This window comes from Sanguibacter keddieii DSM 10542 (assembly GCF_000024925.1).
GTDB lineage: Bacteria > Actinomycetota > Actinomycetes > Actinomycetales > Cellulomonadaceae > Sanguibacter > Sanguibacter keddieii.
Genome location: NC_013521.1, coordinates 1,420,433 through 1,442,662, shown reverse-complemented (window position 1 = coordinate 1,442,662; position 22,230 = coordinate 1,420,433). Strand labels below are relative to the sequence as shown.

Annotated in this window: 29 protein-coding genes; 9 read left to right on the top strand and 20 right to left on the bottom strand. The window is 72.0% G+C overall.

The features are described 5' to 3' along the window. Nucleotides 1-10: 10 nt before the first annotated feature. Entirely contained in the window at nucleotides 11-1,096 is a 1,086-nt protein-coding gene (locus tag SKED_RS06245) for a polyprenyl synthetase family protein (protein WP_012866286.1), read from the bottom strand. Continuing rightward, complete coding sequence (gene idi, locus SKED_RS06240) at nucleotides 1,093-1,683, bottom strand: isopentenyl-diphosphate Delta-isomerase (RefSeq protein ID WP_012866285.1); 591 nt, start codon at nucleotides 1,681-1,683, stop codon at nucleotides 1,093-1,095. The genes SKED_RS06245 and idi overlap by 4 nt, the downstream gene beginning before the upstream one ends. Nucleotides 1,684-1,771: 88 nt before the next feature. Between idi and SKED_RS06235 the strand changes: the two genes are divergently transcribed. Both SKED_RS06235 and SKED_RS06230 read left to right on the top strand, forming a co-directional pair. Next, nucleotides 1,772-2,326 carry a MarR family winged helix-turn-helix transcriptional regulator gene (locus tag SKED_RS06235; RefSeq protein ID WP_012866284.1) on the top strand — a complete coding sequence of 185 codons (555 nt, stop codon included), beginning with the start codon at nucleotides 1,772-1,774 and terminating at the stop codon, nucleotides 2,324-2,326. A gap of 98 nt (nucleotides 2,327-2,424) precedes the next feature. After that, nucleotides 2,425-3,060 carry an alpha/beta hydrolase gene (locus SKED_RS06230; protein WP_012866283.1) on the top strand — a complete coding sequence of 212 codons (636 nt, stop codon included), beginning with the start codon at nucleotides 2,425-2,427 and terminating at the stop codon, nucleotides 3,058-3,060. Nucleotides 3,061-3,081: 21 nt separating this feature from the next. On the opposite strand, the gene SKED_RS06225 is transcribed toward SKED_RS06230, so the two are convergent. The 3 genes from SKED_RS06225 to SKED_RS06215 form a co-directional block, all read right to left on the bottom strand. Then, on the bottom strand, nucleotides 3,082-3,522 hold the full coding sequence (locus SKED_RS06225) for a hypothetical protein (protein ID WP_012866282.1): 441 nt from the start codon (nucleotides 3,520-3,522) through the stop codon (nucleotides 3,082-3,084). Between the two features lie 104 nt (nucleotides 3,523-3,626). After that, on the bottom strand, nucleotides 3,627-4,265 hold the full coding sequence (locus SKED_RS06220) for a CYTH domain-containing protein (protein ID WP_012866281.1): 639 nt from the start codon (nucleotides 4,263-4,265) through the stop codon (nucleotides 3,627-3,629). A gap of 129 nt (nucleotides 4,266-4,394) precedes the next feature. Further along, a complete protein-coding gene (locus tag SKED_RS06215) occupies nucleotides 4,395-4,991 on the bottom strand; it encodes a GNAT family N-acetyltransferase (protein ID WP_042437835.1) in 597 nt (198 codons plus the stop codon). An 86-nt stretch (nucleotides 4,992-5,077) separates the two neighbouring features. Between SKED_RS06215 and SKED_RS06210 the strand changes: the two genes are divergently transcribed. Continuing rightward, nucleotides 5,078-5,557, top strand: a complete 480-nt coding sequence (locus SKED_RS06210; protein WP_012866279.1) for a hypothetical protein — start codon at nucleotides 5,078-5,080, stop codon at nucleotides 5,555-5,557. A 10-nt stretch (nucleotides 5,558-5,567) separates the two neighbouring features. Here SKED_RS06210 and SKED_RS06205 read toward each other — a convergent pair whose 3' ends face one another. Then, nucleotides 5,568-6,320: a helix-turn-helix domain-containing protein gene (locus tag SKED_RS06205; RefSeq protein WP_012866278.1), complete on the bottom strand. Its 753-nt coding sequence runs from the start codon at nucleotides 6,318-6,320 to the stop codon at nucleotides 5,568-5,570. Between the two features lie 158 nt (nucleotides 6,321-6,478). Here SKED_RS06205 and SKED_RS06200 point away from each other — a divergent pair, with 158 nt between their 5' ends. Continuing rightward, nucleotides 6,479-7,294, top strand: coding sequence for an isocitrate lyase/PEP mutase family protein (locus SKED_RS06200; protein ID WP_012866277.1), 816 nt, complete (start codon nucleotides 6,479-6,481; stop codon nucleotides 7,292-7,294). 40 nt (nucleotides 7,295-7,334) lie between these two features. On the opposite strand, the gene SKED_RS06195 is transcribed toward SKED_RS06200, so the two are convergent. From SKED_RS06195 to SKED_RS06165, 7 genes are all read right to left on the bottom strand, one after another. Next, the gene (locus SKED_RS06195) at nucleotides 7,335-7,736 is read right to left on the bottom strand and encodes a DUF1304 domain-containing protein (protein ID WP_012866276.1); all 402 of its coding nucleotides are present in this window, start codon (nucleotides 7,734-7,736) and stop codon (nucleotides 7,335-7,337) included. Nucleotides 7,737-7,845: 109 nt separating this feature from the next. Next, nucleotides 7,846-8,373 carry a tetratricopeptide repeat protein gene (locus SKED_RS06190; RefSeq protein ID WP_012866275.1) on the bottom strand — a complete coding sequence of 176 codons (528 nt, stop codon included), beginning with the start codon at nucleotides 8,371-8,373 and terminating at the stop codon, nucleotides 7,846-7,848. A gap of 20 nt (nucleotides 8,374-8,393) precedes the next feature. Continuing rightward, nucleotides 8,394-8,729 (bottom strand): hypothetical protein, encoded by a 336-nt coding sequence (locus SKED_RS06185; protein ID WP_012866274.1) that lies wholly within the window; start codon nucleotides 8,727-8,729, stop codon nucleotides 8,394-8,396. Nucleotides 8,730-8,845: 116 nt separating this feature from the next. Beyond that, the gene (add, locus tag SKED_RS06180) at nucleotides 8,846-9,874 is read right to left on the bottom strand and encodes an adenosine deaminase (protein WP_012866273.1); all 1,029 of its coding nucleotides are present in this window, start codon (nucleotides 9,872-9,874) and stop codon (nucleotides 8,846-8,848) included. Nucleotides 9,875-9,922: 48 nt separating this feature from the next. Next, nucleotides 9,923-10,342, bottom strand: a complete 420-nt coding sequence (locus SKED_RS06175) for a YchJ family protein (protein ID WP_012866272.1) — start codon at nucleotides 10,340-10,342, stop codon at nucleotides 9,923-9,925. A 52-nt stretch (nucleotides 10,343-10,394) separates the two neighbouring features. After that, nucleotides 10,395-12,440 (bottom strand): AAA family ATPase, encoded by a 2,046-nt coding sequence (locus SKED_RS06170; protein ID WP_012866271.1) that lies wholly within the window; start codon nucleotides 12,438-12,440, stop codon nucleotides 10,395-10,397. A 213-nt stretch (nucleotides 12,441-12,653) separates the two neighbouring features. Then, nucleotides 12,654-13,532 (bottom strand): LLM class F420-dependent oxidoreductase, encoded by an 879-nt coding sequence (locus SKED_RS06165; protein ID WP_012866270.1) that lies wholly within the window; start codon nucleotides 13,530-13,532, stop codon nucleotides 12,654-12,656. Between the two features lie 122 nt (nucleotides 13,533-13,654). On the opposite strand from SKED_RS06165, the gene SKED_RS06160 reads away from it, so the two are divergent. Together SKED_RS06160 and SKED_RS06155 are read left to right on the top strand one after the other, a co-directional pair. Continuing rightward, nucleotides 13,655-14,653 (top strand): DMT family transporter, encoded by a 999-nt coding sequence (locus tag SKED_RS06160; RefSeq protein WP_169310134.1) that lies wholly within the window; start codon nucleotides 13,655-13,657, stop codon nucleotides 14,651-14,653. A gap of 55 nt (nucleotides 14,654-14,708) precedes the next feature. Next, nucleotides 14,709-15,716: an LLM class flavin-dependent oxidoreductase gene (locus tag SKED_RS06155; protein ID WP_012866268.1), complete on the top strand. Its 1,008-nt coding sequence runs from the start codon at nucleotides 14,709-14,711 to the stop codon at nucleotides 15,714-15,716. 12 nt (nucleotides 15,717-15,728) lie between these two features. Here the strand turns inward: SKED_RS06155 and SKED_RS06150 are convergent, their stop codons facing one another. After that, the gene (locus SKED_RS06150; RefSeq protein WP_012866267.1) at nucleotides 15,729-17,324 is read right to left on the bottom strand and encodes a carboxylesterase/lipase family protein; all 1,596 of its coding nucleotides are present in this window, start codon (nucleotides 17,322-17,324) and stop codon (nucleotides 15,729-15,731) included. 178 nt (nucleotides 17,325-17,502) lie between these two features. Here SKED_RS06150 and SKED_RS06145 point away from each other — a divergent pair, with 178 nt between their 5' ends. Beyond that, nucleotides 17,503-18,162, top strand: a complete 660-nt coding sequence (locus SKED_RS06145) for a CatA-like O-acetyltransferase (RefSeq protein WP_012866266.1) — start codon at nucleotides 17,503-17,505, stop codon at nucleotides 18,160-18,162. A gap of 26 nt (nucleotides 18,163-18,188) precedes the next feature. On the opposite strand, the gene SKED_RS06140 is transcribed toward SKED_RS06145, so the two are convergent. From SKED_RS06140 to SKED_RS06130, 3 genes are all read right to left on the bottom strand, one after another. After that, nucleotides 18,189-18,587: an MmcQ/YjbR family DNA-binding protein gene (locus SKED_RS06140; RefSeq protein ID WP_012866265.1), complete on the bottom strand. Its 399-nt coding sequence runs from the start codon at nucleotides 18,585-18,587 to the stop codon at nucleotides 18,189-18,191. After that, complete coding sequence (locus SKED_RS06135) at nucleotides 18,584-18,967, bottom strand: MmcQ/YjbR family DNA-binding protein (RefSeq protein WP_012866264.1); 384 nt, start codon at nucleotides 18,965-18,967, stop codon at nucleotides 18,584-18,586. Before SKED_RS06135 ends, SKED_RS06140 begins: the two co-directional genes overlap by 4 nt. Nucleotides 18,968-19,080: 113 nt before the next feature. Further along, nucleotides 19,081-19,872, bottom strand: coding sequence for an SDR family NAD(P)-dependent oxidoreductase (locus SKED_RS06130; RefSeq protein WP_012866263.1), 792 nt, complete (start codon nucleotides 19,870-19,872; stop codon nucleotides 19,081-19,083). 101 nt (nucleotides 19,873-19,973) lie between these two features. Here SKED_RS06130 and SKED_RS06125 point away from each other — a divergent pair, with 101 nt between their 5' ends. Together SKED_RS06125 and SKED_RS06120 are read left to right on the top strand one after the other, a co-directional pair. After that, the gene (locus SKED_RS06125) at nucleotides 19,974-20,459 is read left to right on the top strand and encodes a MarR family winged helix-turn-helix transcriptional regulator (RefSeq protein WP_012866262.1); all 486 of its coding nucleotides are present in this window, start codon (nucleotides 19,974-19,976) and stop codon (nucleotides 20,457-20,459) included. Further along, nucleotides 20,456-20,725: a hypothetical protein gene (locus SKED_RS06120; RefSeq protein ID WP_143755675.1), complete on the top strand. Its 270-nt coding sequence runs from the start codon at nucleotides 20,456-20,458 to the stop codon at nucleotides 20,723-20,725. The genes SKED_RS06125 and SKED_RS06120 overlap by 4 nt, the downstream gene beginning before the upstream one ends. 13 nt (nucleotides 20,726-20,738) lie before the next feature. Here SKED_RS06120 and SKED_RS06115 read toward each other — a convergent pair whose 3' ends face one another. From SKED_RS06115 to SKED_RS06105, 3 genes are read right to left on the bottom strand one after another with little or no spacing between them, the layout of a single operon-like run. Beyond that, nucleotides 20,739-21,062: a DMT family transporter gene (locus tag SKED_RS06115; RefSeq protein WP_174269731.1), complete on the bottom strand. Its 324-nt coding sequence runs from the start codon at nucleotides 21,060-21,062 to the stop codon at nucleotides 20,739-20,741. Then, entirely contained in the window at nucleotides 21,059-21,442 is a 384-nt protein-coding gene (locus SKED_RS06110) for an SMR family transporter (RefSeq protein ID WP_012866259.1), read from the bottom strand. The genes SKED_RS06115 and SKED_RS06110 overlap by 4 nt, the downstream gene beginning before the upstream one ends. Further along, nucleotides 21,439-22,107: a GNAT family N-acetyltransferase gene (locus SKED_RS06105; protein WP_012866258.1), complete on the bottom strand. Its 669-nt coding sequence runs from the start codon at nucleotides 22,105-22,107 to the stop codon at nucleotides 21,439-21,441. The genes SKED_RS06110 and SKED_RS06105 overlap by 4 nt, the downstream gene beginning before the upstream one ends. Nucleotides 22,108-22,230 lie beyond the last annotated feature (123 nt).

Below are 22,230 nucleotides of genomic sequence, written 5' to 3'. Positions count from 1 at the left end.
GCGGTCCTTCTCATGCTGCTCGTCGGGCGACGTCGCGCGTCACGGACTCGAACCACCCGGTGAAGCCCTCGGGCAGCGAGATCTCGTCGGCCAGGCGTCGGGCGGAGGCGAGGTGCTCGGCGGCGAAGTCCTCGATGAAGCTGCGCGACCCGGCCTCCTCGAGCGCCTGCCGGACGGCGTCGACGCCCTCGTGCGTGAGGCTGGCGTCGCCGACGAACCGGCTGATGGTCGGCCAGGCGTCGGTCTGGCGGGCGTGCGCCATGAGCGGCGTGAGCTTGCCCTCGCGCAGGTCGGTGAGGACGCTCTTGCCGGTGGTCTGCTCGTCGCCGAACACCCCGTCGATGTCGTCGAGGAGCTGGAAGGCGGTGCCGACGAGGCGACCGACGTGGCTGAGCCACTCGACCGTGCGCGGGTCGGCCCCGGCGAGGACCGCCCCGGCCTGGAGCGGCAGCTCGAAGGAGTACACGGCCGTCTTGTGGGCAGCCATCGCGACGATGTCCGCGAGCCCGACGGGTGCGAGGTCGAGGCTGTACCGCACGTCCGAGAGCTCGCCGGCAGCCGTGACGTAGACCGCGTGGTCGAACAGGTGCACGAGGTCGCGCCGGGTCGAGGCCGGGGCGTCGCTGAAGGCGACGAGCCGGTGGGCTCCCGTGAGAGCGAGGTCCCCGGCCAGGATGCCTGCGGCGGCACCCAGGTTCTCGGCACGCTCGTCGTCAGCGCCCTCGGCCCGCGCGCGTTGCGCGAAGGTGCCGGAGACGTTGAGCCGGCCGCGCCGGACGACGTCGTGGTCGATGACGTCGTCGTGCACCACGAAGGCGGTGTGCAGCAGCTCGACGGCGGCGCCGATGGTCGCGGCGAGGGCGGTGTCGGTCCCGCCGAGCTGGTCGTAGACGCCGGTGAGCAGGAGGGGTCGCAGGCGCTTGCCGCCCTGGGACGCGGACTGCAGCGAGGTCCAGAGCTGGGTGTAGTCGGAGCCGTAGGCGTCAGACCGGTCGATCGCCTCGGCGAAGAAGTCGTCGAGGACGCTGTCGACGGTCACGTCGGAGCCGACACGCGGCCCCGAGGCGACGACGCCCTCCGTCGTGCCGCTCGTCATGCGTCCCCGGCCCCCAGGTCGATCTCGCCGAGCTGGTTGAGCTGGCTGACCATCCACGGGCTGAAGGCCCAGGGGGTCGCCGTGATGGCGGTGCCGAGGTCCTGCATGCTCGTCCAGGCGAGGTCCATGACCTCGTCCGGGTTGGGCTGAGGGTCCTGGGTGGTGGTCGCGAAGAAGACGGGGCAGATCTCGTTCTCGACGACGCCGGAGGCGTCGACGGCGCGGTACCGGAAGTCCGGGAGCACGAGCTCGATGCCGTCGACCTCGAGGCCGAGCTCGTGGGCCGCGTGGCGGCGGACGGCATCCGACATCTCCTCGCCGAAGCGAGGGTGCCCGCAGAAGGAGTTGGTCCAGACGCCCGGCCACGTGCGCTTGGCGAGGGCACGGCGCGTGAGCAGCACCTGTCCGTCGGCGCGCAGCAGGTAGCACGAGAAGGCGAGGTGGAGCGGGGTGTCGAGCCCGTGGACCGTGGCCCGCGGGGTGTGGCCGATCCGGGTGCCGTCCTCGGCGAGGAGGATCACGTGGTCGTCGACCTGTGCGGTCTGGGGGGCGGAGTCTGCGCCCTGGGCCGACGTGGCTGTCGTCACGGTTGACCTCCTGGAGTCTGCGAGGACCTGTGCGGTCGGTCGGTGGATCGCTAGCCAAACTACTTACTTCACAAGGTAACATAATGTCATGACCACCTCGGAGCAACCGGAGAGGCCCACGGGATACTGGTACGACAACAGTGACTCCGTGGTCGAGATCCTGCACGCCCTGAGACGTTTCCGCCAGAGCGACCAGGGCATGCGCCGCCGCATGAGCGTCGACATGGCCATGAACGAGTCCGACATGCAGGCCCTCCAGCACGTCGTCATCTCCACCAGCAACGGCCAGCAGGCCACGCCCCGGGACCTCGCACGGTTCCTCGGGATCTCGAGCGCGTCGACCACCAAGCTCCTCGACCGGCTGTCCGCCTCCGGGTACCTCGAGCGCCACCCGCACCCGACAGACAGGCGCGGCCTGGTCATCACCGCGACGCAGCACGCGCACGACGAGCTGCAGGCCCGGATGACCGGCATGCACCGCCGGCTCCGCGAGCTCGCCGCGACGGTGCCGCCCGAGTCCCGGCAGGCCGTGGTCGACTTCCTCACGGCTGTCTCCGACCACCTCGAGACCGAGGGCGGGACACGCTCGGAGGGCTCGGCAGAAGGTCCCGACGTGGCTGCGATCCTCAGGCCCCTGGTCTGAGGGGCCCGACGAGACCCCCAGGTCCGGCATGCTCCACGCCCGCGCCGACCAGCGACGCACAGGCTCGGCACGGCGCTCAGCAGCACTAGGGTGACGGGATGACTCTGAGCCTCGAGGCGTCCGCCGCCGTCTGGTCACCGTCCGCCACGACCGAGCAGGACGCGCCGCTCCTGCTGCTCATGCACGGGTACGGGTCGCACGAGCACGACCTCGTCGGGCTCGTGCCGCACCTGCCGAGCGCGTTCCGCACAGTCTCCGTCCGCGCGCCCCTCGCCGCCGGACCCGGGTACGCCTGGGTGCCGATCGTCGACCCCGGCCGCCCCGAACCTGCCGCGACCCAGGACGCGGCCGACGCCGTCCTGACGTGGCTCGACGAGCACGTCCCGGCCAGCGCCCCGGTCGCGCTGCTCGGCTTCTCGCAGGGCGGTCTCATGGTGACGCACCTGCTGCGCTCGCGTCCTGAGAGGTTCTTCGCCGGGGTCGTGCTCTCAGGCTTCACCGCCGACGTCGAGCTCCCGGGCGACGCGGCGCTCGCACAGATCGCGCCGCCGGTGTTCTTCGGCCGGGGCGACGTCGACCCGATCATCATGCCCGAGGCCTTCGCCCGGACCAGCGCGTGGCTGCCGGAGCACACGACGCTCACCGACGTCGTCTACCCGGGCCTCGCGCACGGCATCTCGCAGCAGGAGCTCGTCGACGTCGACAGGTTCCTCACCAGCGTGCTGCCCGGCTGAACCTCTCGGGCTGTCAGCGGGTCAGGAGCCGCAGCTCTGCGCCACGTAGTCGTCGACCGCGGAGCGCGCGGCCTGGAAGTCCTCCGCGAGGACCAGTCGCTGCGTCTCGCCGGCCTTCTCGGCGTCGGTGCCGCTGGAGAAGATCTCCCCGACCTCGACGACGGTGGAGGTGACGGTCTCCCACTGCTCGGCGATCTCGTCGGGCGCCACGACCGACTCCATGGCGGCACCCGCCGTGGTCCACGAGGTCGCGGCCTCTTCGGTGGTCTGGTCGCCGGCCGAGGACGTGGCCTCGCGTGACTCGACCGCCACGTCGCAGAAGTCTGCGGCACCTGCGGAGGGGTCGGCTCCGGCCGTCGAGCCTGCGCTCGAGCTGTCTGGGGAGTCGTCGGAGCACGCGGCCGAGGTGACGAGCACGAGGCAGCCCAGGGCTGCAGCGGTGGCGCGACGGGTGAGGTTCATGAGGCCATGGTGACCCGGCGCAGGGCAGCAGCGCCACGTGGAGGCACGGGGAGAGGTCTCCATCGAGTCCATCAAGTCTGCTGACTCGAGCGTCGGCCGAGAGGTCAGGCGTCGGTCTCGAGGGTGTTGTGGCCGAAGCCCTGCAGGAACCGGGGCCCGTCGACCGCGAGCTCGCCGGCGAACTGCCGCGACCATCCGGCGAAGGGCGCGTGCGAGAGGGACTCGTTGGAGAACCTGCGGTCCTCGGTGACCTCGGTGACGCAGAACGAGGGGATGGTGAGGTCGGTGACCGGACCACCCCGCTCGCACTCGGCCACGATGAGAGGGCGGTTCGCTCCGCCGAACACGTCGACCACCCAGCCGTCGCCGCCGAGCCACAGGGCGTAGCGGTTCTTGATGATGCGCTTGCCGCCGAGCCGGATCATGTCGAGGCCGACGTTGACGTCGATCTCGCGCTCGGCCTCGTAGCGGGTGCCACCGTTCATGGGGCCCTTGACGGTGATGGCGCAGAACTCGAACTCGCTCGCGAAGTCGCCGAGCACCTGGAGCTCGTCCTCGGTGCCGTCGAGCGGCAGGAGCACCGTGCTCGACTGCACGCGCATCCGCATCGCGTACCCCTCAGCAGCGAGGTAGTAGCTCTGGACGATGAGCACCGGGTCGGGCTCGGTGAGCACAGCCGGCGGGAGCTCGTCGACGTAGAAGCGCCGCTCGAACTCGAAGTCGCCGAAGCCGCAGTCGCTCACCGTCTCCCTCTCGTCCGCAGTGGGCCCTGGGTCGCACGACCGGGCCGGTGCTCCTGAACCTACCAGTGTGCCCCTCGCGCCCACGGCGCACCAGGCCTGTGGACGGCTACGCCGTGAACCGGTGGTCGGCTACGCCTCGAGGTCTTCCCACACGAACGGCGTGGTGGTCCCCGACTCCCAGTCCCGGCGCAGGATCGCGTAGGCCACCGACGCGAGCGGCGCACCGCCGTCGACAGGCCACCCCTCGCGGTAGTGCGCCTCTTTGAGGAACCCCGACCGCAGGAAGGTCTTCCGCATCGCGACGTTGTCCTCGCGCGTCTGCCCCTCGAACCTGCGGGCCTCCGGCATGGTCGTGAAGACCAGGTCGGTCACCGCCTCGAGGACCACCTGGCCGAGCCCGAGGCCGCGGGCCTCGGTCACCAGCCGCAGGTCGAGCATGGGGGTGTCGTCGGAGAGGTCCTCGAGGGTCACGACGCCGATGCGCCCCTCGGTCGCGTGGTCCACCCAGTAGGTGGCGTGGTCCTCGTCGAGGTAGCTCCCGTCGACCAGCCGCGACTCGACGTCGGCTCGCGTGGGGTGGCGTCGCACGTGGAAGGGATACTCGTGCGAGGAGACGAGGTCGACGAGCGCCGGGCCGTCCTCGGGCAGGTCGACGAGGGTGAGCGTCACCGGCGAGGTCGGGCGACGGGTGGCGGAGGTCTGACCGGAGGTCCGTGTTCCAGGCATGCCGCGACCCTACCGAGGCCCCGGGGAGGTCGGCACGGCATTTTCGTCCGGGTGCGCGGCGCGCCCCGAGCGGCGAGACTGGGGCGATGATCTCCGCCGATCTCGCCCGCGCCCTCGCCCTCGCCGGCCTGCGCTGGCACCCCGTCCCCGGTGACCGGTTCACCATCGAGGCCGAGGACCTCGACCAGGTGGTCTACACGGTGAGCGAGCTCATCGTCGAGGTCCACGAGTACCCGACCGGGACGATCCTCGGCTTCAACGGCACCACGGAGTGGGCCCTGGACTCCGTGGACATGGACCAGACGCTGTGGCTGCCCTCCGAGGAACAGCTGCGGACGCTGCTCGGTGCGACCTTCCGGTCGCTCGTGCGCGACGGCGCGGACGTCCCCGCGACCGCCGCCGAGCCTTCTCAGGGGGACGACGAGCGGAGCGAGGATCCCGGGTCCTTCGTCGTGACCATCACACTGCACGGCGAGCCGGTCGAGTTCCGCGCGGAGGTGGCCGCCGAGGCCTACGGGCAGGCGCTGCACTCGCTCATCACGGCGTCGACGGCCGTCGACGCCTGACGACCACCAGTCACACGGCTGCGAGCGGCGGCAACGCGACGAGCACCGGCGCGCCCCAGTCGGGGGCCACGTCGATGCTCACGTCACGCACCAGCGACGTCGGACGTGCGGGGACGAGCACGGGACGCGTCGCGGCCCCGACCACCTGGGTCGCCGGGACCAGCTGACCCGGGGCGTCCTCACGCGAGGGGAGCGCCGAGACCAGCAACCAGAACGCTCCCGGTGGGACGTCCATGAGGATGAAGTACCCCTCGGGGCCCATGAGGGTCCCGGCGATCGGGACACCCTGCGCGGCCCGACGACGGAACAGCCCGACGTAGACCGCGGGCTCGAGTCCTACGGCAGCCTCGGCGGCGGGGCTCAGGTGGACCGACCCGGTGATCACCGTCCCGTCCCGCGCGGGCCCACGGTTGCTCACCGGCCGTGGCTTGCGCTCGGCGAGGGTGTGCGGGAGCCTGCGGAACTCGGTCGGGCTGAGTCCGACCACCTTGACGAACCGGGTGGTGAAGGTGCCGACCGAGCTGAAACCCACCGCGTTGCAGATGTCGACCACCTTGTCCTCACCGGACAGCAGCATCTGCTTGGCGCGCTGGAACCGGTGCGCCGCGAGGAACTGCCCCGGCGGCATGCCGACGAACTTCTCGAAGGACCGCGCGACGTGGAACGGGCTGTACCCGACGTGGTCGGCGAGGTCGTGCAGCGTGACAGGCTCGTCGGAGTGCTCGACGAGGAACCTGGCGGCGCTGACGATGGTCAGGTACATCTGCCCACCCCGCTGCGCCGCACGTCCCCGCCGTTGTGCCGCCCGGTCTGTCCCATGATGTCCATCATGCCGACGCCGTGCACGGACCACAAGAGGCTCCCGTCTCGCCGACGCGCGCCCGGCCGTGTCGACGCCACCATTCGTGGTCCACTGTCGGCATGCACTCTCAGGTCGACCTCGCCCGGTCCTTCGCCTCGCTCCACGTCTCCGGGGCACCGCTCGTCCTGCCCAACGCCTGGGACGTCGCGTCAGCCCGCGTCGTGGTGGCGGCGGGCGCACGGGCTGTGGCCACCACGAGCGCCGGCGTCGCGTGGGCGCACGGTTCCGCGGACGGTCACCGTCTCCCCCGCGCCCAGGCCGTCGGTGCGGTCGCGGCGATCGCCCGCGCGGTCGACGTCCCCGTGACGGCAGACGTCGAGGGCGGGTTCGGCGAGTCAGCGACCGACGTCGCACGCACCGTCGCGGAGGTGATCGAGGCGGGGGCCGTCGGCGTCAACATCGAGGACTCGCTGCGCCCGGTCACCGAGCAGGTCGCGCGTCTGACCGCCGCCCGGGCTGCCGCGGACGACGCGGGCGTCCCGTTGTTCGTCAACGCGCGGATCGACACGCACCGCCTCGGTGGTGTCGGGACCCTCGCGTGGTTCGACGAGACCGTCGAGCGCGCCCTCGCCTACGCAGCCGCGGGCGCGAGCGGCATCTTCGTGCTCGGTGCGCTCGAGGCCGACGTGGTCCGGGCGCTCGTCGCCGCGTCCCCGGTGCCGGTGAACGTGGCGTACGGGCCGGGCACCCTGACCGTCGGCCAGCTCGCCTCCGCCGGTGCGCACCGGGTCAGTGCCGGGTCGTCGATCGCGGAGGCCGCCTACAGCCTGGTGGGTGAGATGGCCGCGACCATGCTCGGCGACTCCGCAGCCGCTCCCGGACCTGCTCCGACCCTCGGGTGGTCGGCCCTCAACGCTCTCGCAGAGGCGCGCTGACGGTCCTGCCCAGGGCGCACGTCAGACCAGCAGGCGCAGGTCAGCCGAGCAGCAGGGCGAGGACGATCGCGACGAGCGGGCAGAAGCCCTGCACGGAGCCCGCGCGGAGCTTGGTGCTGTCGCTCGTGACGAGCACGAGGGCGGCGGCGACCATCGACCCGGTCGCGAAGAGCAGGATCGACGCCCCGGCCACGGCGGCCGTGCCGGAGCCGGCGAGCGCGAGCACGGTGCCGCCGATCGCACCGACCGCCAGGAACAGGTTGTACCAGCCCTGGTTGTAGGCCATCGAGCGGGTGGCGAGCGCCTCCTCCTCGGAGGTCCCGAAGGTCCGGCGCGTCGCGGGGGCCGTCCAGCGCAGGCTCTCGAGCACGAAGATGTAGACGTGCACGAGCCCTGCCAGGACGGCGAAGACGGCGGCGGCGACAGGCAGGTTCTCGAGCACGGTGATTCCTTCGTGGACGCCGTCGGGTGCGACGGCAGGTGAGGCTCCCCCGGCCGGGCAGAGCTGCTGCGGGCAAGCGTACGCCGGAGCCGTCTGACGCCGGCGCGGGCTAGGCCTGGTCGGACGACTCGACGGGGCCGGTCTCGTCGAGCGAGGCGAGGTACTCCGCGTTGCCGCGCACCGCAGGCTTGTAGCGGTTCAGGTCCTCCGAGTCGACGTGCTCCGCCAGCAGGAGGAGCGCGCTCGCCAACGCGGTGCTCGTCCTTCCGGCGGCGTGCAGGCTCAGAGCCTCGAAGGCGCCGAGGGCGACGGAGTCGGGGAACTCCGCACGAGCCCTCGAGAACAGGGAGAGGGAGTCGTCGACGCGTCCGAGGTTGCGCAGCGTGCTCCCGTGCTGGAGGTAGCAGCGCCGCCGGAGGTCGCCGTGGAGGCCTGCCGCCACGGCGCGCTCGTAGAAGCCCAGGGCCGTCAACTCCTCCCCGGCGGTGTCGTAGGCCCCACCGATCTCGTAGAGCACCCGCGCATCGTGGGGGTGCTCCTGGTACAGCACCTGCAAGGCCTCGATCGTCGGTGCCATGTCCGCGCGATCACGGGCCGCGAAGATCCTGTCCAGCTCCTCGTACAGCTCCTGGTCCATGGGCCCTCTGTGCTCCCGTCTCACCCGACGTACGACGCTCGCGGCCCGTCGCTGCTGCGCAGCCAGGCTCGTGCCACGAGCAGGACACCGACGAGCAGCATCGCGACGACCGCGCTGAGGAGCGCATCGTGGGCGGAGGCGAGCAGGTCGTAGGCGTACTGGCCCTCGTCGACGGTCACGGCGGGACCTGGCGAGACGAAGACCTCGGAGATGTAGTAGCGGTTGCCCCACTGGACGAGGAAACCTGCGGCGAAGAGCCCCGCCACCGCCGCCAGGCGGCCGCACCATCGGGCCGCTGCCTCGAGCGCTGGTCGGCGGTCCGTCGTCGCGGCTGCCTCTGCGTGGTCGTACGTCATGTCATACCCCCTGTGTCGCCGACCATCGTGGCACACACCGGTCACGGGTCCGGGGTGCCGACGCGGGTCGTGGCCGTGCGTCCCGCCAGAGAGGAGGCACAGCCACGACCGTCACCTCAGCCCGCGTAGCGCTCGACGTACGCGTCGACCTCGGCGAGGAACCGGGCGCGGTCTGCGTCGGACACCCAGGACGCCTCGAAGGAGTTCTTGGCGAGGGTGACGACCTCGGCGGTCGTCAGGCCGGCCTTCTCGACGAGGGCGACGTAGTTGTCTGCCACGTACCCGCCGAAGTACGCGGGGTCGTCCGAGCTCACCGTGACCTTGACGCCCGCCCGGAGCAGCTGGGCGATCTCGGTGGCCTTCATGTCGTCGGTGACGAAGGAGTTGGACACCGGGCAGCACGTGAGGCCGAGGCCACGCTCGCGCACGAGCTCGACGAGCGCCGGGTCCTCGACGACGTTGGTGCCGTGGTCGATGCGGTCGACGCCGATGTCCTCGAGGACCTGACGGATGTTCTCGATGCTGCCGACCTGGTCGATGTCGCAGTGCATGGTGAGGCGGTAGCCGAGGTCGCGGGCACGGGCGAAGACCGCCGCGAACTTGGCCGGCGGGTTCTCGCGCTCGTCGGAGTCGAGTCCGACACCCAGGATCTTGTCCGCGAAGGGCACGGAGGCCTCGAGGGTCTCGGCGGCGCTCTCGGCGGAGAGGTCCCGCAGGAAGCACAGGATGAGGTGCGCGTCGACGCCGAGCGCGGCACCGTCGACAGCCGCGCGGTGGTAGCCGTTGACGACGTCGGCGAAGGGCACGCCGCGGGTGGTGTGCGCCTGCGGGTCGAAGAACATCTCGACGTGCGTGACGCCGTCCGCCGCGGCGCGGCGCAGGTAGGCGGTCGCGAGGTCGTAGAAGTCCTGCTCCGTGACGAGCACGTCCATCGCCGGGTAGTACACGGCGAGGAAGCTGGCGAGCGAGTCGAACACGTAGCTGGCCTGGACCTCCTCGACGGTGCTCTGGGCGAGCTCCACGCCGTTGCGGCGCGCGAGCTCGAGCTTGAGGTCGGGCTCGAGGGTGCCCTCGAGGTGCAGGTGGAGCTCGGCCTTGGGCAGGCCGGTGACGAAGTCGCGGGTGGGTGAGGCTGGCAGTGCCACAGGGAGGGTCCTCTCGGTCAGGGGTCCCTCAAACCTATCCCTGCAGCACTACTCCTGCGGCGGCTGCTCGACGGCGTCGAGGTAGAGCCAGCGCCGGGCGTCGTCGTCGGAGCGGACGAACCTGCTGACCTCGGTCTGCGTGCTCCGCTCGCCGTCGTGGCGCGAGTGCGCACGGAAGGCGACGGTGCCGGTGTCGTCGGTCTCGCCGCCGTCGACGGTCTCGAGGACCCGCAGGCGCGTCCAGACGGTGTCCGGGTCGAGCTCGAGGTCCGCCGGTCGGGTCTGCGGGTGCCACGAGGCGAGCAGGTGGTCGACATCGCCCGCGGCGAAGGCCGAGTACCGCGACCGCATGAGCGCCTCGGCGGTGCGGGCTGGCTCCTCGCCGGAGTGCACCGGTGCGCAGCACGCCGCGGCGAGACGTCCGGTGCCGCAGGGGCAGGGGCTCGTGAGGTCGAGTGCAGGGCTCATGGCACCAGTATCACCGCACACCTGCCCGGTGTGCAGGGCACCGTGCGACGCCTCAGAGGTACATGCCCGGGCGGGGCCTCTCCGGGACCGGAGGCACGTCGCCGGGCACGTCGCGCGCGAGGACCGTCCGGACGTCGTCCGGTGTGGGCGCGTCGAGGGCGACGACCCGCTCGGCCTGGATCGACGCCGCCTCCTCGAGCACGTTCCGCACGAAGCGGCCGTTGCCAAAACCTGCGGGTCGGGGCCGCGGGAGCATCGCCCGCACCCGGTCCTCGACGCCGTCGCCGAGCACGAACCCCTGCGCGGCCGCCATCGACCGCAGGATGGTGAGGAGGTCGTCGTCGGAGTAGTCGTCGAACACGAGCGTCTTGGGGAATCGCGAGGCGACCCCGGGGTTGGACTGCAAGAACCTGGTCATCTCGTGCGGGTACCCCGCGACGACCACGACCACCTCGTCCCGGCGGTCCTCCATGAGCTTGATGAGCGTGGCGATCGCCTCGGCCCCGAAGTCGCGCGGCGAGTCGGCCGGCATGAGCGCGTAGGCCTCGTCGATGAACAGCACCCCGCCCGACGCACGCTCGAACACCTTGCGGACCTTGGGGGCGGTCTGGCCGATGTACTCCCCCACGAGGTCCATGCGGCTGACCTCGACGAGGTGACCGCGCGAGAGCAGCCCGAGCTGGGCGTAGGTTCGGGCGAGCAGCCGCGCGACCGTCGTCTTGGCGGTCCCCGGGTTGCCGGTGAACACGAGGTGCCGTGAGCGCCCGGAGTCGGGCATGCCGGCCTCGGCCCGCAGCCGGTCGGCGCGCGCCTCGGCCTCGAGCCGGCGGACCTGCGTCTTGACGGGTGCGAGGCCGACGAGCGCGGCCAGCTCGGCCTGCGGGTCGCCGATCTCGACGGCATCCGGGGCGAGCGTCTCGGCGTCGTCCTCGATCTCCTCGTCGCCGTCGCGCAGCCGCATCGGTCGCCCCGGTGCCGGGGTCCGGACGGGCTTGATGCGCCGCGCGAAGTCGTCCATGAGCGGGTTGCGGGCTCGCGTGCTGCGGGCCGTGTAGGTCTCCTCGACGTCCTGGACGAAGTCCACCAGGCTGGGGGTCGACGACGCGACCGGGGCGCCCGGCAGGCCTGCGAGGGACACGGCGGTCTGGCTCACCGTCTGGAGCCACGTCCGGCACACCTCGATCTCGCCGCGCAGCAGCCCGCGGGCCACCCAGTCGCGCGTCGCACCGAGCCACGCCTGCTTGTCGAAGGACGCCTGGCGGTCGGCCATGTCGGCGTTCACCGTGTCGGCCCGCTCGCGTCCGAGCGCCGCGGCGGCAGCGGCGGGCAGCGCGCTGCGGCCGTCCGCGAGCGCGACCGACGCGAGCAGCTCGTCGGCGCTCTGTGACCGCTCGAGGGTCGAGGCGAGGTGCTCGTGGACGACGGTGAAGCCGGCGACCGACCACGAGAAGGTGTCGGTCCAGCCGCCGAGCTCGGGCAGCACGGCGCGCTCGTCGTCGGTCAGCAGGTCGTGGCGCCAGAGCCGGACGAGCTCGGGGTACGGGCTGAAGGCGTGCAGGAGGCGCAGCTCGCGGTCGTCCATGACGCGCTCGAAGATCCCGCGGAGCGCGTCCCTGCGGGTCGCGAAGGGCTCGACGTCGTCGAACACGGCGATGGCGTCGACGCTGGTCTCGAGGGCGTCGAGGCGTGCCTCGGCGTCCTGGCCGGCGTGGTCGAGGAGCCGCAGCGGCCAGTCGGTCGCGGACGGGAAGTAGCGGTAGACCGGGCTCGCCCCGAGCCGGGACACCTCGGGGAGGTGCTCGGCGATGACCTTCTGCGGGAAGGTCGGCTCGGTCCCGGCCAGCAGCGCGCTCCACCCGCCGAGCCGTTCGCCGAGGACCAGCAGGTAGATGGCCATGTGCGGGGTGCCGACGGGCCAGTCGTTCCAGGCGGTGGTGCGCCGGCCCACGCGGTCGTCGGCGACGAGGTCGCGCACGCGCTCGTGCGCGGCCTCCCACCAGCCGTCGGGCACGGGCCAGGGGTCGGAGCCGATGACGTCGAGGTGCGGCCGGGTCGACTGCAGGACGGCGAGGTGGTCTGGCAGGACAAGGGGTGGCACAGGTCTCCTCGGTGAGGCGGGGCACCAGGGGACGGTGCCGGCCTCGACGGTGCGCGCAGGCGTCGGCGGGTCTCGGGGGTTCATTCTGGCACCGAGACCGCACCGTGGCCCAGGGGGTGGCGTGTGTCGGACGGGCGGGTCGAGCGACCGGAGCAGCCCTGGACGGCGACCGTGCAGGAGGTCCGCCGGGTGGCTCAGGTCCGTCGCCGCAGGTCAGAGGTCTCTCAGCAGCGGGACGGCCGGGGCGACCCGGTCGCGGACCCACTCGGGGCCGCTGGTCGAGGGCGTGGCGACGATTACGGTCTCGACGCCGAGGGCTGCGTAGGGTCGCAGCGTCTCGGCGAAGGCGGCCGGGTCGCCCGCGTGGAGCTCCTCGCCGCCGTGCATCATGGTCACGCGGATCTCGGCGGGGTCGCGGCCGAGGTCGTCGCAGTGCCGGCGGAGCACGTCGATCTTGTGGGACACCTGCTCCGGGGTGGTCGCGAAGAGGTTGCAGGCGTCGGCGTACTGCGCCACGAGCCGCAGTGTCTTGCGCTCTCCCCCGCCGCCGACCATCACCTCGGGGTGCGGGGCGCTGAGGGGCTGCGGCGAGCAGAGCGTCTCGGCGAGCTGGTAGTGCGTCCCGTCGAAGGGGCCGTCGTCGGTCGGGTCCCACATCTGGTGGCAGATCTGCAGCGTCTCCTCGAGGCGCTCGAACCGTTCGGCGAGGGGCGGGTACGGGACGCCGAGGGCGAGGTGCTCGCGCTCGTACCAGGCTGCGCCGAGGCCGAGGGTCGCGCGCCCACCGGACAGCACGTCGAGGGTGGTCGCGATCTTGGCGAGCAGGCCTGGCTGACGGTAGGTCACCCCGGTGACGAGTGCGCCGATCTGAGCCTGCTCGGTGCGGCCGGCGAGGAACCCGAGGGTCGTGTACGCCTCGAGCATCGGGTCGCTGGCGGGGAAGCCTGCGCTCTCCATCTGGAAGTAGTGGTCCATCACCGACACCCACGAGACGCCGGCGGTCTCGGCCTCGGCGGCGGTCCCTGCCAGCTCGGCGCGCAGCCGTGCCGGCTCGACGGCGTCGAAGCGCCAGAGGTGGATCCCGAGGCGCATGGTGTCTCCCGACGGTCGAGGTGTAGGGCGGATGGTGGCTAGACGACCATCATGTGCCCGCGGCTGATCGCCCGCCACAGCGGGGGCACGAGGGCCGGTCCGTGGAGGGCACAATGGGCGCCATGACCTCGACGCCGACGCCAGGCCCCGCAGACATCGCCCCCACGGCCCGCTCGGCGCGGTTCGGCACGGCACTCGCGGTCGCGATCACGAGCGGAGCGGTGATCGCCGTGCAGGGCAAGCTCAACGGAGAGCTCGCGACGCGCGGCGCCGGTGCGCTCGTCTCGTCGTGGTTCGCCTACGTCGGTGCGTTCGTCATGGCCGTGCTGCTGCTCGCCGTGCTCGGCCGGCTCGGTCCGGCGATGCGCGCGCTGCGCCACGCGCGGTGGTGGTGGTTCGCGGTCGGGCTGTGCAGCGTGCCCCTGGTGATGTCGATGGCTGTCGGGATCCCGGTCGTCGGTGTGGCGCTCGCGTCGGTGTGCTCGGTCGCTGGCCAGACCGTGTCCGGGCTGGTGCTCGACTCGCGCGGGGTCGGCCTCGACGCGCCGATCCGGTTGACGGTGCGGCGCGCGGTCGCCGGGCTCGGCGCCCTGCTCGGGCTGGTCGTCGCGGTCCTGTCGAGCCCTGGCCCGAGCTCCGGGACCGTCCTCGCGGCCGTGGGCACGGGGCTGTTCCTGTTCGTCGGCGGTCTGCTCCTCTCGGTGCAGTCGGCCGGCAACGGCGTGGTCGCCGCGCGGACCGGCGACCCCCTGGTCCCGACGGTCGCCTCGGTGGTGGGCGGGCTGCTCGGCATCACGGTCGTGTGCGCGGTGGCCCTGGCTGTGGGCGGGCTGTCGGAGGTGTCCCTGCCGCCGCTGAGCACCGACTGGTGGGTGTACCTCGGCGGGCCGCTCGGCGCGATCATCACCGTGTCGGCGGCCTACTCCGTGCGGACGCTCGGCACCTTCGCCCTGACCCTGTCGATCGTCGGAGGCCAGCTGGTCATGGCGCTCGTCCTCGACATCGGCGGGGGCGTCGGTGCGAGCTGGTCGACCATCGTGTCCGTGCTCATCATCGCGGCCTCGGTGTCCCTGACGGTGACCAGGTCACGGTCGGCGGGGCAGGAGAGCACCACGGCGTGACGCCCGGCACGGCGCGGGCGGGAACAGTGCCTGCACGCAGGCTGTTGTCCAGAGCATGACGCTCCCACTCTCGATCCTCGACCTCGCCCCGATCGCCCCCGGAGAGACGGCGAGCGACAGCTTCGCGGCCTCCGTCGCGCTCGCCCAGCAGGCGGAGAAGAGCGGTTATCGCCGTGTCTGGTACGCCGAGCACCACAACATGGCGTCGATCGCGTCGAGCGCCACGTCGGTGCTCATCGCGCACGTGGCGAGCCAGACGTCGACCATCCGGCTCGGCGCAGGCGGCGTGATGCTGCCCAACCACTCGCCGCTGACCATCGCGGAGCAGTTCGGGACCCTCGAGGCCCTGCACCCCGGGCGCATCGACCTGGGTCTCGGCCGAGCGCCGGGCGGCGACCAGGCGACCTTCCGCGCGCTGCGACGTGATCCTGCGGCCTCGGACCAGTTCCCGCAGGACGTCGTCGAGCTCCAGGCCTTCCTGGCCGGCGAGTCCCGCGTGCCAGGTGTCGGTGCCACCCCGGGTGCCGGGTCGCGAGTGCCGCTCTACATCCTCGGGTCGTCGCTGTTCGGCGCGCACCTCGCTGCTGCGCTCGGGCTGCCGTACGCCTTCGCCTCGCACTTCGCCCCGGACGCACTGCACGCCGCGGTCGCCGCGTACCGCTCCGAGTTCCGGCCCTCGAAGCAGCTCGACCAGCCGTACGTGATCGCCGGTGTCAACGCGATCGCGGCTGACGACCACGACGACGCCGCCCAGCAGCTGCTGCTCTCGCGGCGCGCACGTCTGCTCATGATGCTGCGCCAGAGCCGCCAGATCCCGGTGACCCAGACGTTCAGCGACGACGAGCTCGACATGCTCCTCGACTCCCCCGCCGGTGCGCAGGTCGCGAGCATGATGACCTACACCGGTGTCGGCACGGGGCCCGAGGTCGCCGAGTACGTCGCCCGCTTCGGCGAGAGCGTGGGCGCCGACGAGGTCATCGTCGCGCACGCCTCGCTCGCGACGCCGGCCCGGCTGCGATCGGTCGAGCTGCTCGCCGACGCGCACGCGAGCGTCACCGCCTAGGGCCCGGACCGGTCAGACCCGCGGCACCTCCGCCTCCCGCCACCACCGGCGCAGGTGCGGTCGGGGGTCGTCGACGACCGTGCTCTCGCTGCCGAGCAGCATCGTCGCGCGTCGCCGTGGGTCGTGCTCGGGCCAGTCCGGGAGGCCTGCGGCGGCGGGCCGCCCGGTGTGCACGAAGGTCGCCCACGCCTCCGTCATCGCCTGCGAGAGGTCACGCGGGGCGTCCGGACCGACGAGGTCCCGGGTGGTGCCGCGGTCGAGGTGGCCGAAGACGAACGGCGTCTCGATCGAGTGCGCGGCACCCAGCTCCGGCACGGCGTCGCTGCGCCAGGTGAACAGGTACGCCGACGTCGACCCCTGCGCCGACACCCGGGAGTCGAGCAGACGGTCCGTACCGGCCCTGTAGTACAGGTCGGTGAGGTACGCCTCGAGCGCGGGGTATCCGGTCGCAGCGGTCCTGGTGTCCGCCTCGAAGGCTGCCGCCCAGGTGACCGCGGCGTCCGGGGCAGGCTGACGGGCGAGCAGGTCGTCGAGGGTCCGTTGGTTGTCCTCGCCGGATCGCCCTCGTGCTCCGAAGAGGAAGAGCGCTGCCTCGTCGAGGGCCGTCCCGGCGAGCAGGTCGATGCCGTCGGCGAAGTGGGTGCCGTCTCCGGCCGGGTCGGCGGGGAGGAGGTCGCTGCCGATCACCGGCACGAACGGCACGACCCGCTCGCTCGGTGCGCTCCGCGCCAGGTCTGCCAGCACGGCACCCTGCGCCCGGAGCAGGTCGCGGACCGGCGCGCCGAGCAGCGTGCCGGCGTCCGCGCGTCGGAGCCCGAGAGCGTCGAGCACCCGGTCGGTGGTCTCGATCCCCTGCTCGCGGGAGACGGCGCGGTGCGGTCCGCTCTGGACGATGCCGCGGTGCACGAGCGGGAGCGCGGCCGGCGTGCCGAGAAGCGTCGAGACCGAGCTCCCGCCAGCCGACTCCCCCGCGATCGTCACCGAGCCCGGGTCGCCGCCGAACTCCTCGATGTTCTCCCGGACCCACCGCAGCGCCTGGACCTGGTCGCCCAGCCCCGCGCTGCCCGAGCGCGCGAAGGCGTCTCCGAGCAGGTGGTCGAGCGTGAGCGCGCCGAGCACACCCAGGCGGTAGGCGGCGTGCACGACCACGACGTCGTGCTCGGCGGCGAGCACGTCGCCCGCGGCGGACGGGTCCGCCGTCGACCCGCCAGTGAAACCGCCCCCGTGGAACCACACGAGCACCGGGTGCCCGCCGCCACGCGAGGCCGGCGGCGCCCAGACGTTGACGGTGAGGCAGTCTCGCTCGCTCTGCGGGTGACTGGCCGCTCTGACGTCACCGGGGCGGTCGGCCTGTGGTGCGCGCGGCCCCGAGGTCACGCAGTCGCGGACGCCCGTCCACCGCTGCGGCTCGCTCGCTGCCCGGAAACGGGTGCTGTCGGGCGGGAGATCACCGAAGGGCACCCCGAACCAGACGCGGCACTCGCCCTCCCGCACCGGTTGGGTGCGGCCCTCCACCTGCCCGGCGACGGTGCGCACCACGAGCCCGTCGGTGTCGTGCGCGTCGAGCGTGCGGCGCTGCCCGGTGGTCGTGGTGCTGCTGGTCGCCATGAGTGGTCCCCTGTCCTGTCGTCGACGTCGTCGTCGATCGCTACGGTCCTCCTCCACGCTACAAGGGGCTCGGACCGCTGTCCGGTGCAGACGGAGACCGGAGCCCCGGGCAGCCCGAGCGCTCCTGCCTGCCGAGAAACACCTCGACCCTCTCCCGGTCGGCGGACAGGATGGGAAGATGACCTCTCCCTCTGCGACCCCGATCGACCTCTCGACCTGGCCGAGGCGACAGCACTTCGAGCACTACCGCTCGGCCGTCCCGTGCACCTACGCGCTCACCGTCGATCTGGACGCCACAGCATTCGTGGAGGCCCTCCGCGACTCCACCCGGAAGACCTACATCGCGCAAATCTGGGCCCTGGCGACAGCCGTGAACCAGCATGACGAGTTCCGCATGTGCCTCACGCCCGACGGCGCCCCGGCCACCTGGCCCGTGGTCCACCCGTCGTTCACGGTCTTCAACGCGGCTCGGGAGACCTTCGCGAGCGTGTGGGCTCCCTACGACCCGAGCTTTGCCGCGTTCCACGACACGGCGGCGGCCCTGCTGACCGAGCACCGCACGGCGACCGAGATGTTCCCGCAGGGCCCACCGCCGGCGAACTCCTTCGACGTCTCGAGTCTCCCCTGGACGTCTTTCACCGGGTTCTCGCTCGCGGTCCAGCCAGGGTTCGACCACCTGGCACCGATCTTCACGCTCGGTCGGTACGTCGAGCGGGAGGGCTCTCTCCGCCTGCCCGTCGCACTGCAGGTGCACCACGCCGCAGCGGACGGCTTCCACGCAGCACGGCTCCTCGAGACCGTCCAAGGGCTGCTCCTCGAGCCCGGGTGGGTGGCCTGAGCGCAGGGTCCACGGCCCGGTCGACCTCAGCCCGTCGAGCCCCGACCGTCGCACACCCGGTCCAGGCCGTCGCGTTCGCGGCGCGGGAGGCGGGCGACCACGGTGTCGTAGGAGTCGTGGACGAGGTCTTCGACCAGGGAGTCGGTGATCCCGGGGCCCGGGGTGACCGACACCCAGTGCCGCTTGTCGAAGTAGCGGGCGCGCCCGATGCTCTCGTGCTGACGTACGAGGGCGTCGGCGTCCTCGGGGTCGACCTTGACGGTCACGAGCAGGTCGTCCGGGTTCTCGTTCACGACGACGAAGATGCGCCCGCACACCTTGTGGACGAGCAGGCTGTCGGTGAACGGGTAGCCCTCGGAGACCCCGTCCAGGGCTCGTGCTGTCCGGTTGGCGACCTCCTCGAGGCCTGCGCCGTCGAGGCTCACGAGCCAGACCCGAAGGTCGTCGGGTCGACGGGCTGGACCTTCTTCGGCAGCCGCTCGACGACCAGCAGGTACGACTCGGTGACGAGGTCGTCGACCATCGCGGCACCGAGGTCGCCGTCGGGGTGCAGGGTGATCCAGTGCTTCTTGTTCATGTGGTAACCCGGGGTGATGTCGTCGTGGGCCTCACGGAGGCTCCGGCTGTCGGCGGGGGCCGCCTTGAGGACGACGATCGGCTCGGCAGTCACCGCGGTCTGCAGCATGAAGATCTTGCCGCGGACCTTGTACACGTCCCAGTCCTCCCCGAAGGGGTGCGTCAGCTCTGACCCTGGCAGCTCGAGCGCGCGCTCGGCAGCACGCCTCTGCAACGTCTTGCCTCGCACCCCGCCCCATCTCCCTCGCGTCGATCGTGTCCCGGTCACGGTATGCCCTGCCCCTGACACCGGCCGCGACGACGTCGCTGCTGAGCCGCTCTCGGTCACGCGCCGCGACCGGCTCAGAGCATCCCGGTGAGCACCCCGCCGTCCCCTCGCACTGCTGCCCCGTTCGTCGCCGACGCGAGCGGGCTCGCCAGGTAGACCACCAGCGACGCGACCTCGTCCGGCTCGATGAACCGCTCGAGCAGCGTGGTCCGGTTCTGGCCGATGATCGAGGCCTTGACCGCCTCCGCCGGCGCGGACTGAGCGGCTGCGACCGCCTCGACCGCGGACGCCACGCCGTCCGAGTACGTCGGGCCGCCGAGCACCGTGTTGACCGTCACCGCCGTGCCACGGGTGCGCTTGGCCAGACCGTTGCCGAGGGCGATCATCGCGGCCTTGGTGACCCCGTAGGGGATCATGTCGGCGGGGACGTTCACGCCGGACTCGCTGCTGACGAAGAGGACTCGACCCCAGCCTCGCTCGAGCATCCCGGGCAGGACGTGGCGGGAGAGGCGGACCCCGCTCATGAGGTTGACCTCGAGGTAGTGGTCCCACTCCTCGTCGGTGGTCGACTCGAAGCTGCCGAGACCGAAGAGCCCGACGTTGTTGACGAGGATGTCCACGTCACCGAGCTCGGCGACGAGCGTCTCGACGGAGGTCGGGTCGGCGAAGTCTGCGGCGATCCCAGAGTGATCTGCACCGGGATGGGCGCGCCGCAGCTCGGTCGTGACCGCGTCGACCGTCTCGGGGTCGCGACCGTTCACGACGACCCTCGCCCCCTCTGCGGCGAGCCTCGACGCCACCGCGCGCCCGATCCCCTGCGTCGAACCGCTGACGAACGCTGTCTTGCCACGTAGCTGGAGGTCCACGTGCTGTCCCCTTCCGGTCGAGAGCGCAAGCCCCTATGACTTGCCTAGGAAAGTGAGCGTACGTCTCGTGACTTGCTTGAGCAAGTCACTACACTGGCTCCATGCCAGCCCCGTCCCCCACGCCCGGGCTCAGCGGCGACCGCCTCGCCGCGTGGGTCTCTGTCGCGACCATGCTCGAGCGCCTGCCGGCGGCGCTCGACGCCCAGCTGCGACGCGACCACGACCTGAGCCACTACGAGCACGGGCTGCTGACCGCCCTGGACAGCGCAGACGACCGCTCGCTCCGGATGAGCACCCTCGCCGGCTACGCCAGCAGCACCCTGTCCAGGCTCTCCCGGGCGATCTCCCGGCTCGAGAAGAAGGACTGCGTCCGACGAGCCACGGACCCGACCGACGGCCGTTTCACCCTGGCGGTCCTCACCGACGTCGGGCACGACCTCGTCACCCGCTCCTCCCCCGCGCACCACGCCCTCGTCGAGGAGCTCGTCTTCGCCCCCCTCTCCGAGGAGCAGGTGCGAGAGCTCGCAGCCATCAGCAGGCGCATCTCCGTGGCCATCGACCCGACCGCACCGTGGGAGCCTCGGTGAACCTCAGCGACGCCGTCGTGCTGTTCCTCGCGGGCTTTCCCCGCCACGACGGTGAGAAGTACCTCGCCGCGGTCGACGACGAGACCACCCGTGCCGCCGTCCAGGCCCTCCTCGACGAGACGCGGCAGATCCCCGTCGAGTGGGGAAACAAGACGCTCCCCGAGATCGGGCAGGAGGTCCGCGACGAGCTGCGACGACGGCACCCCGAGCTGTCGGAGACGGCCGTGAACCGGCTCGGCAGCTACTTCACCTACCTCGTGAGGTGACGGCACCGCGCCGTCAGTGCGTCGCCCCGAGCTCGATGAGGATCACCCCGACGCCGATGCACGCGATGCCCAGCATCATGCGGCGCGTCAGCGGGTCTCCGAAGGCGACCCGAGCGCCGACCGCGGTCAGCGCAACGCCGGAGGCCGCCCAGATCCCGTAGGCGACACCGATGGCCATACCTGCGTCGAGAGACACGGTGAGCAGCACGAAGGCCAGCGGGTAGAAGACCGCGAGCGGCACGACCCAGGGCTTCTTGCGGAGCCCCTCGGACGCACGGAGGCTGAGGGTCGCGGTCACCTCGGAGAGGATCGCGCCGACGAGCGCGAGCCACATCATGCGCCGACCTCCGTCCGGGTCTCGGACTCCGCGACCGGGGAGGTCTCCACAGGAGTCTTCTCGTGGCCGGTCTCGACGAGGACGACCCCGACCATCACGACGGCGATCCCGAGGACCATCGGCCAGCTCAGCGCCTCGCCGAACAAGGCCGCGGCGAGGAGCGCCGTCAGCGCCACACCCGAGGCAGCCCAGATGCCGTAGACCGAGCCGATCTTAGCCCCCATGCGGAGCAGGATCGCGAGCAGCACGAAGGCCGTCACGTACCCCACGGCAGTGAGGGCGTACCAGCCCGGGGCGTCGAGGGCGGCACGCAGCGAGAGCGTCGCGACGACCTCTGCAGCGATCGCGGCGACCAGGACCGCCCACATCGCCTTCTTCACCGGAGTCCTCCGTCGATCCGCCCAGAGGACGGGTTCCCCGAGGACAGCACCGCGGTCCCCGGGAGCGCCGCCGGGCGCCACATGGCCATCGGGCGTGCGCCCGGGACCCCGTCGATCGGCGCGACCTCCTGGAACCCCTCGCGAGCGTAGAGCCGCCGGTTCCGCTCGTTGGAGGACTCGAGGTAGGCGGGCGCGCCCTCGGCGTCGATGCGCGCGAGCCGAGAGGCGAGCAGCGCCGAGCCGACGCCGGTCCCCCGGGCCGAGGCGACCGCGCCGATCTGCGCGAGGTACCAGTGCCCCTCGGCCGGACGGCACCGCGCGAAGACCGCCTGGACGCGGGTCGCGTGCCGGAGCCCGCGCAGCCCGAGCGCCCGGACGAAGCCCGGGAGCTCCGCGACTTGGCGGAGCAGGTGCGTGCGTGAACCCGGCGGCTCCCACACGGCGACGCCGACGATCTCGCCGTCGTCGCGGCGCGCGAGGTCGACGCCGCCGAGCGGCAGGGCGCCGCTGCGGAGCAGCGGGGCGAAGAGCCGGGCGAGGAGCTCGGCGGTCGGTGCGGGGCGTCCGGTCACGGCGGCCAGGACCGGGTCGCCGGCGAAGGCCTGGGCGAGCACGGAGGCCGCTGCGGGGACGTCGGCGTGGGACGCCGGGGTGATCGTGGGCATGGTGCTCCTTGCGTCAGCGGGGTGGCACTACCTAAACTTGGTCAAGCGACCAAGTCAAGTGACCGACACAGGGTCTCCACGACTCACGACGGACCGATCCGTCGCAGACCACGACCAGACGGG

Bases quoted from the DNA above. Each gene is read 5' to 3' on its own strand.
- SKED_RS06115 (WP_174269731.1), bottom strand. From the start codon at position 21,062: ATGATGTGGCTCGCGCTCGTCGGCGCGATCCTCTCCGAGGTGACCGCG.
- SKED_RS06165 (WP_012866270.1), bottom strand. From the start codon at position 13,532: ATGCGCCTCGGGATCCACCTCTGGCGCTTCGACGCCGTCGAGCCGGCA.
- SKED_RS06105 (WP_012866258.1), bottom strand. From the start codon at position 22,107: ATGCCCACGATCACCCCGGCGTCCCACGCCGACGTCCCCGCAGCGGCC.
- SKED_RS06155 (WP_012866268.1), top strand. From the start codon at position 14,709: ATGACGCTCCCACTCTCGATCCTCGACCTCGCCCCGATCGCCCCCGGA.
- SKED_RS06225 (WP_012866282.1), bottom strand. From the start codon at position 3,522: ATGAACCTCACCCGTCGCGCCACCGCTGCAGCCCTGGGCTGCCTCGTG.
- SKED_RS06185 (WP_012866274.1), bottom strand. From the start codon at position 8,729: ATGACGTACGACCACGCAGAGGCAGCCGCGACGACGGACCGCCGACCA.
- SKED_RS06160 (WP_169310134.1), top strand. From the start codon at position 13,655: ATGACCTCGACGCCGACGCCAGGCCCCGCAGACATCGCCCCCACGGCC.
- SKED_RS06245 (WP_012866286.1), bottom strand. From the start codon at position 1,096: ATGACGAGCGGCACGACGGAGGGCGTCGTCGCCTCGGGGCCGCGTGTC.
- SKED_RS06210 (WP_012866279.1), top strand. From the start codon at position 5,078: ATGATCTCCGCCGATCTCGCCCGCGCCCTCGCCCTCGCCGGCCTGCGC.
- SKED_RS06205 (WP_012866278.1), bottom strand. From the start codon at position 6,320: ATGTACCTGACCATCGTCAGCGCCGCCAGGTTCCTCGTCGAGCACTCC.
- SKED_RS06150 (WP_012866267.1), bottom strand. From the start codon at position 17,324: ATGGCGACCAGCAGCACCACGACCACCGGGCAGCGCCGCACGCTCGAC.
- SKED_RS06230 (WP_012866283.1), top strand. From the start codon at position 2,425: ATGACTCTGAGCCTCGAGGCGTCCGCCGCCGTCTGGTCACCGTCCGCC.
- SKED_RS06125 (WP_012866262.1), top strand. From the start codon at position 19,974: ATGCCAGCCCCGTCCCCCACGCCCGGGCTCAGCGGCGACCGCCTCGCC.
- SKED_RS06145 (WP_012866266.1), top strand. From the start codon at position 17,503: ATGACCTCTCCCTCTGCGACCCCGATCGACCTCTCGACCTGGCCGAGG.
- SKED_RS06175 (WP_012866272.1), bottom strand. From the start codon at position 10,342: ATGAGCCCTGCACTCGACCTCACGAGCCCCTGCCCCTGCGGCACCGGA.
- SKED_RS06235 (WP_012866284.1), top strand. From the start codon at position 1,772: ATGACCACCTCGGAGCAACCGGAGAGGCCCACGGGATACTGGTACGAC.
- SKED_RS06200 (WP_012866277.1), top strand. From the start codon at position 6,479: ATGCACTCTCAGGTCGACCTCGCCCGGTCCTTCGCCTCGCTCCACGTC.
- SKED_RS06215 (WP_042437835.1), bottom strand. From the start codon at position 4,991: ATGCCTGGAACACGGACCTCCGGTCAGACCTCCGCCACCCGTCGCCCG.
- SKED_RS06190 (WP_012866275.1), bottom strand. From the start codon at position 8,373: ATGGACCAGGAGCTGTACGAGGAGCTGGACAGGATCTTCGCGGCCCGT.